This is a genomic window from Anaerosporobacter sp. (assembly GCF_965301125.1).
In genome coordinates this window covers 1-12,613 of record NZ_CBDLAM010000118.1, presented here as the reverse complement: position 1 = coordinate 12,613, position 12,613 = coordinate 1, and the positions used below count along the sequence as shown (strand labels likewise).

11 protein-coding genes and 1 pseudogene are annotated in these 12,613 nt (G+C 34.3%); 10 read left to right on the top strand and 2 right to left on the bottom strand.

Translation table 11 applies throughout. The features are described 5' to 3' along the window. Positions 1-170 precede the first annotated feature (170 nt). Positions 171-376, top strand: a pseudogene (locus ACW2QF_RS12995) (IS3 family transposase); the annotation flags it as partial. A gap of 87 nt (positions 377-463) precedes the next feature. On the opposite strand, the gene rpoD reads toward ACW2QF_RS12995, so the two are convergent. Further along, a complete protein-coding gene (gene rpoD, locus ACW2QF_RS12990; protein ID WP_455716434.1) occupies positions 464-1,582 on the bottom strand; it encodes an RNA polymerase sigma factor RpoD in 1,119 nt (372 codons plus the stop codon). Positions 1,583-1,944: 362 nt separating this feature from the next. Between rpoD and ACW2QF_RS12985 the strand changes: the two genes are divergently transcribed. Then, positions 1,945-2,808, top strand: a complete 864-nt coding sequence (locus ACW2QF_RS12985) for a P-loop NTPase (RefSeq protein WP_455716433.1) — start codon at positions 1,945-1,947, stop codon at positions 2,806-2,808. Positions 2,809-2,900: 92 nt separating this feature from the next. On the opposite strand, the gene ACW2QF_RS12980 is transcribed toward ACW2QF_RS12985, so the two are convergent. Continuing rightward, a complete protein-coding gene (locus ACW2QF_RS12980) occupies positions 2,901-4,046 on the bottom strand; it encodes an ROK family protein (protein ID WP_455716432.1) in 1,146 nt (381 codons plus the stop codon). A gap of 274 nt (positions 4,047-4,320) precedes the next feature. On the opposite strand from ACW2QF_RS12980, the gene clpX reads away from it, so the two are divergent. The 8 genes from clpX to ACW2QF_RS12940 form a co-directional block, all read left to right on the top strand. Continuing rightward, positions 4,321-5,802: an ATP-dependent Clp protease ATP-binding subunit ClpX gene (gene clpX / locus ACW2QF_RS12975; RefSeq protein WP_455716431.1), complete on the top strand. Its 1,482-nt coding sequence runs from the start codon at positions 4,321-4,323 to the stop codon at positions 5,800-5,802. A gap of 202 nt (positions 5,803-6,004) precedes the next feature. Continuing rightward, on the top strand, positions 6,005-7,720 hold the full coding sequence (locus ACW2QF_RS12970) for a S8 family peptidase (RefSeq protein ID WP_455716430.1): 1,716 nt from the start codon (positions 6,005-6,007) through the stop codon (positions 7,718-7,720). A gap of 111 nt (positions 7,721-7,831) precedes the next feature. Next, the gene (locus ACW2QF_RS12965) at positions 7,832-8,509 is read left to right on the top strand and encodes a hydrolase (protein WP_455716429.1); all 678 of its coding nucleotides are present in this window, start codon (positions 7,832-7,834) and stop codon (positions 8,507-8,509) included. A 13-nt stretch (positions 8,510-8,522) separates the two neighbouring features. Continuing rightward, positions 8,523-8,786 carry a hypothetical protein gene (locus tag ACW2QF_RS12960; protein ID WP_455716428.1) on the top strand — a complete coding sequence of 88 codons (264 nt, stop codon included), beginning with the start codon at positions 8,523-8,525 and terminating at the stop codon, positions 8,784-8,786. Positions 8,787-8,957: 171 nt separating this feature from the next. Beyond that, entirely contained in the window at positions 8,958-10,142 is a 1,185-nt protein-coding gene (locus ACW2QF_RS12955; protein ID WP_455716427.1) for a pyridoxal phosphate-dependent aminotransferase, read from the top strand. A 13-nt stretch (positions 10,143-10,155) separates the two neighbouring features. Then, positions 10,156-11,214: a histidinol-phosphate transaminase gene (hisC, locus tag ACW2QF_RS12950; protein ID WP_455716426.1), complete on the top strand. Its 1,059-nt coding sequence runs from the start codon at positions 10,156-10,158 to the stop codon at positions 11,212-11,214. Positions 11,215-11,401: 187 nt separating this feature from the next. Beyond that, positions 11,402-12,172 carry a DUF368 domain-containing protein gene (locus tag ACW2QF_RS12945; protein ID WP_455716435.1) on the top strand — a complete coding sequence of 257 codons (771 nt, stop codon included), beginning with the start codon at positions 11,402-11,404 and terminating at the stop codon, positions 12,170-12,172. Positions 12,173-12,234: 62 nt separating this feature from the next. Beyond that, positions 12,235-12,613 (top strand): AI-2E family transporter (locus ACW2QF_RS12940; protein ID WP_455716425.1); only part of this gene is annotated, 379 nt, incomplete at its 3' end.

Genomic DNA, 12,613 nt, shown 5'->3' with positions numbered 1-12,613 from the left:
TAAAATAACTCTTAATTGTAGATGAATGGGTTGCGTTTCATTTTACAATTAAGGTAAGATAATCATACATAGAAGTATAGGAATATATGTAGAAAAGGGTAATAACAAGAATGTATGTGTTATTACCCTTTAATTAATGCGACTTACATTGTTATACAATAAAAATTGGTAAAGGAAACTGTCATGACAATTCTGTAATGGAGAACTTCTTTGGAATTATGAAACAAGAAATATATTATGCTTTGTTTATTGTAGTTATGATGAATTGAAAGAGGCAATCGAAAAGTATATAAAATATTATAACGAGAAAAGAATCAAGCAGTCGTTACATTGGATGAGCCCTGTAGAATACAGACTCCAACTTGACACTGCATAATGAAATAGCGTACCAGTAAATACAAGTTTAAAATTAATAAAAGATGTGCCACCGCTGAACAACAATTACAGCAGTGGCACATCTTTATTATATAATTTCGTAGCCTTTTAGCATTCTTGCACGGCTAGGATGTCTTAATTTTCTAAGAGCTTTTGCTTCAATCTGACGGATACGTTCTCTTGTAACGTTGAATTCTTTACCAACTTCTTCAAGAGTTCTTGTACGTCCATCTTTTAATCCAAAACGTAGAATTAATACACGTTGTTCTCTTTCTGTTAATGTATCAAGTAATTTAGAAATCTGATCTTGTAATACAGAATAGGCAGCAGCATCTTCAGGTCCAACGATAGTTTCATCGCGGATAAAATCCCCAAGGTGACTGTCATCTTCCTCTCCGATAGGAGTATCAAGAGAGATTGGATCAGCAGAAACTTTAAGTATCTCACGAACTTTTTCTAAAGGCATGTTCATAGCATCTGCAAGCTCTTGCTCAGTAGGTTCACGTCCTAACTCTTGTAATAGACTTCTAGAGATACGGTATGTTTTGTTAATAACTTCTGACATGTGAACTGGAATACGGATGGTACGAGATTGATCTGCAATGGATCTAGTAATTGCTTGGCGTATCCACCAAGTAGCATACGTACTGAACTTGTATCCTTTTGTATAGTCGAATTTATCAACGGCTTTAATAAGCCCAAGGTTACCTTCTTGAATTAAATCTAGGAAAGAGAGACCCCTACCAACATATCGTTTTGCAATACTTACAACAAGTCTTAGGTTCGATTCAGCGAGAGTCTGTTTTGCCATTTCATCGCCTTGCTCTATTTTCTTAGCTAATTCAATTTCTTCTGCGATTGAAAGAAGAGGATAACTACCTATTTCCTTTAAGTAAAGTTTGACAGGGTCATCGCTCATAACATTGGCTGTACTAGCAAGATCCTCAACCATAGCAAGTTCTTCATCATTCTCTAATTCAAGAAGAAGATCTTCATCTGGTTCTTCTTCAGCGTCATCAACTAAATTGATAACTGCAATGTTATGATTTTCGAGATATTCATAAATCTTGTCAATTTGATTTACATCAAGATTTAACTCTTTGAAAAAATCATTAACTTTTTCAACTTCAAGAATACCTTTGTTTTTCTTGCCAAGGGAAACTAGTTCTCTTAATTTTTCCTCGAAACTATTAATTAAATCACTCATTATTAGTATCTGTCCTTTCTTGGTTGTAAGCAAACACTGTATATAATAATCCCACAAATGGGCGAAAATATCACCAAATAGCATTGTAGCACATATAGTGCCATAATGCTACAAGAAATTAATTAAAACGTCATTTTTGTGCAAATGTATAGATTAAATTTCTAATATTTACATTAAGGAGTATGGTAATTTACATAATGCTGTAGTATAATTAAAACTGTATATATAAGTTTAGTAAAACTGCAATATGCAGTCATAGGTATCAAAGTATAGTAACTAATGATATTGTTTAAAGGGGATCTGGAGATAAATAGTATATTACTAATACTAATTAATAATATATGAGAATAGGAGATAAAATTATGAGTGAAAATTGTACAAGCAGCTGTTCAACTTGTCCTTCCAAATGTGCTTCTCAAAAGCCATCAGAAAATCCAACACAAAAGCCATCAAGAGAAGGCAACTTTGAAAAGATGAATGAATATAGCAATGTAAAAAAGGTAATCGGTGTAGTAAGTGGTAAGGGTGGTGTTGGAAAATCCTTAATTACTTCATGCCTTTGCGCTTTAATGAGACGTAGAGGTTATGATACTGCAATTCTTGATGCAGATGTTACTGGACCATCAATACCAAAAGCTTTTGGTGTACATGAAAAAGCGATGGCAAATGAACAAGGAATCATACCAGCAGAAACTAAGATGGGAACAAAGATAATGTCTCTTAATCTGCTTTTAGATAATGAAGAAGAACCAGTTGTATGGAGAGGACCTGTAGTATCAGGAACGGTAAAGCAATTTTGGTCTGAGGTTAACTGGGGAGATATTGACTACATGTTTGTTGATATGCCACCAGGAACAGGAGATGTATCCTTAACAGTATTTCAATCCTTACCATTAGATGGAATTATTATTGTAACATCACCACAAGAGTTGGTGTCTATGATTGTAGGCAAAGCGGTTAATATGGCTAAGACGATGAAGGTACCAATTCTAGGATTGATAGAAAACTATAGTTATTATGAATGTGATAATTGTGGCACGAAATTATCTATCTTTGGTGAAAGTCATGTGGAAGATACTTCGAAGAAATATGACTTAGATGTATTAGCTAGGATTCCAATCAATCCAGAAATCGCTAAGAAGATTGATGCAGGTGAAGCTGAGGATATCGATGCAGTGTGGTTAGAAGATGCAGCGACACAGATCGAAAGTAAATTAGCAAAATAGAATATTGAATTAAAAAATCTCAAACGGTTGAATTCTATGGAGGATATTCAATAGTTTGAGATTTTTATTTGAATTTTTCATGACACATGGCATTAATGAATCATAGAGACATCTACACCTAAGAAACTGCTTACTGTCACACTGATGCCTCCAAGTAAAACAGAGGACTCTTTAAGGATAGAAGGTGCAATCTTTTGATAATTATTAATGCGGCTAGATAAGTTGTCTATAATCTGAGTTATTAAATTAGGTTCTAATGCAGTAAATCGACTATTAATAATAATAAGATCGGGATTATACATATTAAGGACATTATTCACACAGATCGTCATATAACGAACGAAGGTAGACATTATTGAAATGGCATCCGAATCCTTTTGACAATATAGTTTGCTGAAATCTGTAAAATCCATAGAATTAAGTCCTTTTTTATTAGCTAATTCTTGTAATAATGCTCGTTCAGAAAGATATTGTTCTAAACAACCGCGATTACCACAAGGACAAGGTTTGCCGTCAACGTCAACAATGGTATGTCCAATTTCTCCAGAATACCCCTTACTGCCTGAGTATAAAGTACTATTAATAAGAATACCAAGACCAACTCCCGTATGCACACTGATATTAGCTATGTTTGGATAGTCATATTCAAAGGTTTTCTCACCAATAACAGATAGATTAGCCTCATTCTCCAATATTACATTTGTGTGAAAGTTGTCTTCAAGCTCTTCTACAAGATTGCAACCTGTAAAATCATAATAAGGAGTAAAATGGATTATGTTATCTGAGATAACCCCATGAATTCCTAAAGTGATGCCAACGATACCATAAGGACGTTCAGAGACGTCTGTAGTCATCGAACTAAGTAATTCAATTAAAGCAGTGCATAAATCAGTACTGCTTTTTGGTGTAGCAATTTGTTTTAATTGCCGTTCATCACCTTGTAGATCTGTGATTAAAGCGGAAGTCACCTGTTCACCAATATCAACAGAAATAGCATATCCCGCTTTACGATTAAAGCTAAGGAGTATAGGTTTTCTACCTAAGCTAGTGTCATCACTGCCTATCTCTACGACTAGTTTTTTTGCTAGTAGGTCTGCAACAATAGTAGATACCGTTGCTTTGGTAAGACCTAATTTTTTGGCAATTGTGGACCTTGATATGGGACTATGGTTAACGATTTGTGTTAACACAAGATTACTATTTATATCACGAATTAATTCCTTACTTCCTGTAATCATAAAAACCTCCAAGTTAGGTTGTTAACTATAAGTGTAGCATAATTTAATCATTTTGTCACATGAGATTGAAAAATGAGAATTAAGAGTGTATATTATAGAAGAAATAGGGAGATCTAGTTTAATAAATTTTAATAATTAAAATCTTGTGCTATAAGAATCAGTACGTTATAATAACATGTACATAGTTGATAGTTGATAAAAGAGTAAAGTAGTTATACATGTGCTACAAATCTGGGAGTTTGTAGGAAGTAACTACATAGAGGAGAAGATATTTATGTCAGATGATATGAATAAAGATATAGAATATGATGTAACAGAATCAAACAATTCAGATAAAAAAGAAGTAAAAGATTCCGAAGTGAAAGATATCAAAAAAGATAAAAAAACAATAGAGAAAGCAAATGAATATAAAGACGATTACGAGGATATCTGCTATATTTGTCGTAGACCAGAGAGTAAAGTTGGTAAGATGATACACATACCAAATAATATCTGTATATGCTCTGATTGTATGCAAAAGACGTTTGATTCAATTAATTCTGGTAATGTTCCTTATATGGATATGATGAATTTAGGGCCAATGATGAACTTTAGTGGAGTTCAGAATGAAATCCCAAAGAGTCAGAAATTAAAGAAGAAAAAAGAAGAGAAGAAAGAGGATACAAAAACAATAGATTTGAATAGTATCCCAGCCCCTCATATTATAAAAGGTCAGTTAGATGATTATGTTATTGGACAGGAGCATGCGAAGAAAGTAATATCAGTAGCAGTGTATAACCATTACAAACGTGTAGCAGCCAATGCAACGGATAATATTGAGATTGAAAAATCTAACATGCTTATGATTGGACCTACTGGTTGTGGTAAGACATATCTAGTTAAGACCTTAGCAAAATTATTGAATGTGCCATTAGCTATTACAGATGCAACAGCTTTAACGGAAGCCGGATATATTGGTGATGACGTAGAGAGTGTAATATCTAAATTATTAGCAGCTGCTGATAATGATGTAGAGAAAGCAGAGCGTGGTATTGTTTTTATTGATGAAATTGATAAAATTGCGAAAAAGAAAAGTACTACAAATCGCGATGTAAGTGGTGAAAGTGTGCAACAAGGTATGTTAAAGCTATTAGAAGGTGCAGAAGTAGAAGTGCCAGTAGGAGCAACAAACAAGAATGCCATGGTTCCGCTTACCACTGTTAATACAAAGAACATCTTATTTATCTGTGGAGGTGCATTCCCTGAGCTTGAGAAGATAATCAAGACAAGATTGAATAAGAAATCATCAATAGGTTTTGGTGCAGAACTGAAAGATAAATATGATGATGATACAAACCTTTTACAAAAGGTTACAGTAGATGATCTTAGAGAATTTGGTATGATACCTGAGTTCATTGGTCGTCTTCCTGTTATCTATTCTTTGGAAGGCTTAACAAAAGAGATGTTAGTAGAGGTCTTAAAAGAACCTAAGAATGCAATATTAAAACAATATAAGAAATTACTTGCATTAGACGAGGTAGACTTAATATTTGATGATGGAGCATTAGAAGCAATTGCTGAAAAAGCTTTAGAGAAAAAGACTGGGGCAAGAGCACTACGCGCAATTATTGAAGAATTTATGCTTGATATTATGTATGAAATTCCAAAAGATGATAACATTGGTCGTGTTACAATTACAAGGGACTACATTGAGAAAAAAGGTGGGCCTGTAATTGAGATGAGAGGTTATATACCACCACAATTAACTGAAAATTAAAGGTATTCATACACTAGTAAAAAACAATCCTGAGAAGTTGAAAGGCTATGACGATTATTTTATGTTCGCCATAGCCACACACCTTCTCAGGATTGTTTTTTACGCTGCATTTCATCAGCCTCATTTTTGTCTTGAAAAACAAGATACAAACAATATTATAGTGAATACAATGATAATATCAAGATAAAGGAGGTTATTATATATGCCGATTACTTCGGAAGAATTCCAATCCTGCCAAGATATAATATACTCAAATGAGTATGCGGATTACGTTATACAAGCAATTACTGTAACCGAAGAGCTTGTGAAAGTATATAATTATGATTGCATAACAACAATAAACTACAGAAATAAAGCAATTTATGTAAAAAGAAGAGGGGATATCATCTATTCCTTTGAAAAGTTTGGATATCGTTCCTTTCCTAAGGTCTATGGATTGATGGATCAATCTGCGCTAGAATCAATGGGGGTGATTAGAGTACGAAGACAACCATATCTAAATTTGAGAGGAAAAGATGTACTGATTGGTTTTGTAGATACAGGTATTGATTATCAAAATCCAGTATTTAAGAATGCGGATAACACTACAAGAATAGCGGGAATATGGGATCAGACAATACCAGGTACGGATCCGAATAATAATCTTGGCTATGGAACAATCTATACAGAAGAGGATATTAATAATGCATTGAAAAATGATGATCCATTAAGTGTAGTTCCAAGCGTTGATACAATTGGACATGGAACGTATTTAGCGGGTGTAGCCGCAGGAAACGAGGATGAAGCCAATGATTTTTCTGGAGTTGCACCAGATGCAATGATAGCAATGGTCAAAGTGAAAGAAGCAAAAGAGTATATAAGAGAATTTTATCAAATACCAGAGGGAGCTAACTGTTACCAAGAAAATGATATTATGTTAGCCATTAGCTATCTACTAAGATTAGCAGAAAGATTACTTAGACCAATTGTAATCTGTATCGGATTAGGAACAAGTCAAGGAGATCACAATCCTGATTCCTATCTTGATGATTATATCAATTCTTTTGCAGGAGCGGTTGGGAGTGGTGTAACGATTGCAGCTGGTAATGAAGGAAATCGTGGACATCATTATTTTGGAGGCCCAGGAAATCAAGATTATGTTGATGTTGAGATCATTGTGGAAAGTGGTGAAAATGGATTTGTAACGGAGCTATGGGCTGGAGCATTGCACACATTCTCTGTTGGATTAATATCCCCAGGAGGAGAATATATTGATAAAATTCCTGCAAGATTAAATCAAAAACAACGGATTACCTTCTTATTAGAACCTACCACAGCATATGTGTATTATGAGTTAGCTGAATTACAAAGTGGAAATGAATTAGTATTGATAAGACTTGAGAATCCAACACCGGGAATATGGAAAATACGTGTTTTTCCAGGATCAGAATCGGATAGACAATATAATATGTGGTTACCAATTCACGATTTTATTAAACCGTCAACTAATTTTCTAAAGTCAAATCCAGATACAACAATTACAGCACCAGGATATGTAAGACGTGCGACTACCCTTGGTGCATATAATCATGTGACGAATAGTTTGTATTTGAACTCAGGTCATGGATATTCAGTAGAAGGGGATATAAAACCTGATTTGGTAGCACCAGGGGTTGATGTGTATGGTCCTGGTTTGAATAATACATTTACCAATAGGTCAGGAACAAGCATATCTGCAGCATTGGCTGCGGGGTGTGTAGCGCTTTTGTTCGAATGGGGAATTACATTAGAGAATGATATAACCATGTCGGGATTTAAGGTAAATCGATTCTTGATACGTGGTGCGAGACGAGGAAACTTGGTATATCCAAATAAAGAGTGGGGATATGGTGAATTAGATATTTATAATATCTTCGAAGCCCTTCGTACAACGGTATAATAGTATGTTTTTATTAAAGAAATTATAAAACTTCATAAGTATTGAATTGAAAGTACTATAAAAATAGCATATAATAAGAATACAGGCTTGGGCAAAGAAAGGAAAGTGAATATGGGAAAACATAATATTCCTGAAATTGATGGGAACCTTCGGAAACATATGGTTCGTGTGCCTCAGGTCATTGAACAGGTAAGTGGAATACGGATTTTTGGTAAATTGATAAAATCGTTGGTCTTTACAACGGATGTTGCGATAATACGTAATTGTAATGCAAATGCAGTAATCGCAGTCTATCCATTCACTCCACAACCAATAATTACGCATTCTATTATTAATTGTTCCGATGTTCCTGTATTTTGTGGAGTAGGTGGTGGGACAACAACTGGAAAGCGAGTAACAAATCTAGCAGAAGATGCGGAATTCCAAGGAGCGATGGGCGTAGTAGTTAATGCACCTACTCCGAATGAAACATTAGAGTACTTGAGTCAAAAAATCGACATTCCAATTGTAATGACTGTAGTTTCTGAAAAAACTGATATTGAGAAAAGACTAGAAAGTGGCGCATCAATCTTGAATGTATCAGGAGCAGGCAATACTGCAAAAATAGTTGCTGATATTAGAAAGGATTTTCCGGATGTACCGATTATTGCAACTGGAGGACCTACACAAGAAAGTATATTAAGAACAATCGATGCGGGGGCAAATGCAATTACCTTCACTCCACCAAGTAGTGGTGAGATATTTAAGACAATGATGAATAATTATCGTGGTGAAAAGTACATTATTTAGATGAGGGATCAGTATGGGGAGAGTTATGAAGTTTCTAAGGAACAAGAAAAGAGATAAATCTAATTGGTTAGAAGGCAAAGAAACCTTAGAACCCAAGTTTGCTGAAACAATAGAAGTAAGTACGAAAGATAACGTTCAAAAAGCAGAAGAATATGAGATTGTAGAGCGCGTTATATATCCAGAAAAAATCATTTGCCCTGATTGTGGGGGAATTACGCTTGAAGGTCTTGATTTCTGTGATAAATGTGGAGGAGAGCTCCATGATATAAGTAATTAAGCAAAGTAATGAATACGTAACAAATCATGAAGGTTATCAAAGTGATGAAAGTTAAATTCTTTGATAACCTTCTCTATTTACCTTTAATTGGTTCCGATTATTGATTATTGCATATCTACTGTGCTATACTAAAGTCAATAAAATAATATCAGTATAGAAAAGAGGAAAGCAATGATTTCAGATAAGATGGTAAGCCTTGTAAAGAACAGCTCAACTATTCGGGCAATGTTCGAAGAAGGTAAGAAACTAGCAGACATATATGGGGAAGAGAATGTATATGATTTTAGTATTGGTAACCCTAGCGTTGAACCACCAATAGAAGTAAAAGAGGCAATCCTAGACATCATTACAAATGAAAGCCCTAATTTGGTACATGGTTATATGAACAATTCAGGTTATGAAGATGTTAGAGCAGTAATTGCTAAACATATTAATACGGTACAAGGAACAGCCTTTACATCAGAGAATATTGTTATGACAGTAGGTGCTGCGGGAGGATTGAACGTAATCTTTAAAGCTCTTCTTAATCAAGGAGATGAAGTAATTACATTCACTCCATATTTTGGTGAGTATCGTTTCTATGTAAGCAACTATGATGGTATATTAGTTGAGGTATCCCCTAATAAAGAGGATTTTCAACCAAATCTTTCGGAATTTAAAGAAAAGATTACAGCAAAAACAAAAGCAGTGATTGTGAATACACCGAACAACCCAACGGGTGTTGTGTACAGCGAAGAAACAATCTGTGAATTAGCTAAGATTTTAGAAGATAAGCAAAAGGAATTTGGTACAAGTATATATCTCATTTCCGATGAACCTTATAGAGAACTTGTTTATGATGGAATAGAGGTACCATACTTAACAAAATATTATAAAAACACAGTAGTTGGTTACTCATATAGTAAATCATTATCATTACCAGGAGAGAGAATTGGCTATCTTGTCTTGCCAAGTGAGATGGATGATTTTGAGAATGTATCGGCAGCAACTAACGTTGCAAACCGTATCTTAGGATATGTAAATGCTCCATCTCTAATGCAACGTGTAATTGCCAGATGTGTTGATGCAAAGGTTGATGTAGAAATCTATAATCGCAATAGGGAAGTGCTTTACAACAACTTGACTGCTTTTGGATATCGTTGTATTAAGCCACAAGGAGCATTTTATCTATTTGTTGAGGCACTAGGTGGAGATGATATTGCATTTTCTAATGCAGCTAAGAAACATAATATCCTAATTGTACCAGGATCTTCTTTTGGTTGCCCTGGATATTGTAGAATTTCATACTGTGTGGATTATAGTAAAGTAACTGGAGCATTAGAAGGATTTGAAAAACTAGCGAAAGAATACCAATAAGGGGGACATTAGAATGAGAGCATGGGAGAAAAATTTTAGAAAGATTGAACCATATGTACCAGGGGAGCAACCTAAATTAGATAAGATGATTAAACTGAATACCAATGAGAATCCTTATCCGCCAGCTCCTGATGTAATAAAGGCAATGAAAGAGGTAAATGCAGAGAGCTTACGTCTATATCCAGATGATAAAGCCGATGTATTAGTGAGCGCATTAGCCGATTATTACCATGTTGATAAGAATCAGGTATTCGTTGGTGTAGGGTCAGATGATGTGCTAGGGATGGCTTTCTTAAGTTTCTTTAACTCAGACAAGCCAATCTTATTCCCAGATATCACGTATGCCTTCTATCCTGTATGGGCCAATCTATATAAAATTCCTTTTGAGACTCCTGCTCTTGATGAGAACTTCCGTATCAGAAAAGAAGATTATTATAAAGAAAATGGAGGAGTGGTTATAGCAAATCCTAACGCTCCAACAGGTCTATATGAAGACCTAACATTTGTTGAAGATATATTACAGCATAATCAAGATGTTATAGTAATAGTTGATGAGGCCTATATTGATTTTGCTGGGAAATCAGCAATTGAATTAATTGATAAATACGAGAACCTTCTTGTGGTACAAACCTTTTCAAAAAGTAGATCCATGGCAGGTATGCGTATCGGCTATTGCATAGGAAACAAAGATTTAATAAAGGTAATTAACGATATTAAATATTCTTATAATTCCTATACAATGAATTTATCATCATTGTATGTAGGAGCTGAAGCGGTTAAAGCTGAGGCATATTTTAAAGAAAATCTTACAAAAATTATTGAAGAGAGAGAACGTACAATTGTAGAGCTTAAGAAACTAGGTTTTACATGTACAGATTCCAAAGCAAACTTTGTATTTGCAGCACATAAAACTGTTCCAGCAGCAGAATTATTGGAAATGTTAAAGAAACAAAATATTTTTGTTAGAAACTTTGCAAAAAATCCTCGTATTAGTAATTATCTGCGTATCACAATTGGAACAAGAGAAGAGATGGATATCCTCTTTGCAGCAATACGAGAATGCGTAATGTAATACATACATTAGGTATAGTGCAGGCATTTGTGTGTAATACTCTAGGTATTCAAAGGCTCGATCAAGGGAAAATCGAGTTGGAAGGTGGATATCATTTATGAAATTTATGAAAGAGATTTTTAAAGGAATATTAATTGGTATAGCCAATATTATTACTGGAGTTAGCGGTGGCACCATGTAAGTGTCTATGGGAATCTATGACAAGATGATATATGCAGTTAACAATATAAGAAAGCAGTTCAAAAAGAGTGTTAATTATCTGCTTCCTTATGTAATTGGAGCTGTTATTGGTATTGCTGCATTAAGTGTTATTATTGAGAGGTTATTTGAGACAAGACCATTAGAAACTTCATTAGGATTTATAGGGCTCATTATTGGTGGTATACCTGTTTTGCTTAAGAAGGTAAAGAATAAAGGATTTAAAGCCTCCTATGCGATTTCTTTCATATTCTTCTTTGCATTAATAATTGGTCTTCAATTATTACAAGGAAATGAAGGTGTCACAGTTGTACTTAGTAGATCACCAAAGATGATGATTCTTCTATTCCTAGTAGGTATAATAGCTTCGGCAACAATGGTTATCCCGGGTGTTAGTGGATCAATGATATTAATGTTATTAGGCTTTTATCAACCTATTATTGATATCGTTAGTCAATGTGTAACTGCATTAAAAGATTTTGATTTTGTTGTAATTATTAATAATGGAATCATTCTGTTACCTTTTGCGATAGGTGTTTTAGTTGGAATTATCATTATTGCAAAATTAATTACATTTTTATTTGAAAGGTATGAAACTGTAACGTTTTATGGAATAATTGGGTTAGTAGCCGCATCACCATTTGCGGTGTTGATGAGTAGTGGGGTAAGAAGTCCTAAGGCTTCTAATATTATAATTGGAATTATAGCTTGCGTAGCAGGTATTGCAGTAACATATTTTTTAGGTGGAGAAGAAGCTTGATTAAGAGTAAAAATTAAGTTGGCCGCATTTGGTTTCTCTATTTAGAGCTGGGAGTTGATAAGATGAAGAATCCTAATGTTTATAAGAAGATAGCAATCGATCTATTGCTTACTGTTACAGTCGTACTGTTACTAATTTTAGTAGCACCTAAGTTAATTGCATTCTTTTTAGCCTTTGTTATAGGATATATAATTGCGTTAATAGCCAATCCTGTAGTTAAGTTCTTAGAAAAGCGATTAAAGATTGTGAGAAGGCATGGTTCTGTGATTGTAGTTATAGTTGTTTTAGCACTAATTATTGGTGCTCTATATCTAATAATCAGTTTGCTACTTCGAGAGATTATATCGTTTATAACCGATTTACCAAGTCTTTACGATAATATTAATATTCAAATTAAAGAAGTTCAGAATAATTTACAGGGGTTTTATAGGGCATTTCCTA

Bases quoted from the DNA above. Each gene is read 5' to 3' on its own strand.
- ACW2QF_RS12980 (WP_455716432.1), bottom strand. From the start codon at position 4,046: ATGATTACAGGAAGTAAGGAATTAATTCGTGATATAAATAGTAATCTT.
- ACW2QF_RS12965 (WP_455716429.1), top strand. From the start codon at position 7,832: ATGGGAAAACATAATATTCCTGAAATTGATGGGAACCTTCGGAAACAT.
- clpX (WP_455716431.1), top strand. From the start codon at position 4,321: ATGTCAGATGATATGAATAAAGATATAGAATATGATGTAACAGAATCA.
- ACW2QF_RS12985 (WP_455716433.1), top strand. From the start codon at position 1,945: ATGAGTGAAAATTGTACAAGCAGCTGTTCAACTTGTCCTTCCAAATGT.
- ACW2QF_RS12945 (WP_455716435.1), top strand. From the start codon at position 11,402: ATGGGAATCTATGACAAGATGATATATGCAGTTAACAATATAAGAAAG.
- hisC (WP_455716426.1), top strand. From the start codon at position 10,156: ATGAGAGCATGGGAGAAAAATTTTAGAAAGATTGAACCATATGTACCA.
- ACW2QF_RS12955 (WP_455716427.1), top strand. From the start codon at position 8,958: ATGATTTCAGATAAGATGGTAAGCCTTGTAAAGAACAGCTCAACTATT.
- ACW2QF_RS12960 (WP_455716428.1), top strand. From the start codon at position 8,523: ATGGGGAGAGTTATGAAGTTTCTAAGGAACAAGAAAAGAGATAAATCT.
- rpoD (WP_455716434.1), bottom strand. From the start codon at position 1,582: ATGAGTGATTTAATTAATAGTTTCGAGGAAAAATTAAGAGAACTAGTT.
- ACW2QF_RS12970 (WP_455716430.1), top strand. From the start codon at position 6,005: ATGCCGATTACTTCGGAAGAATTCCAATCCTGCCAAGATATAATATAC.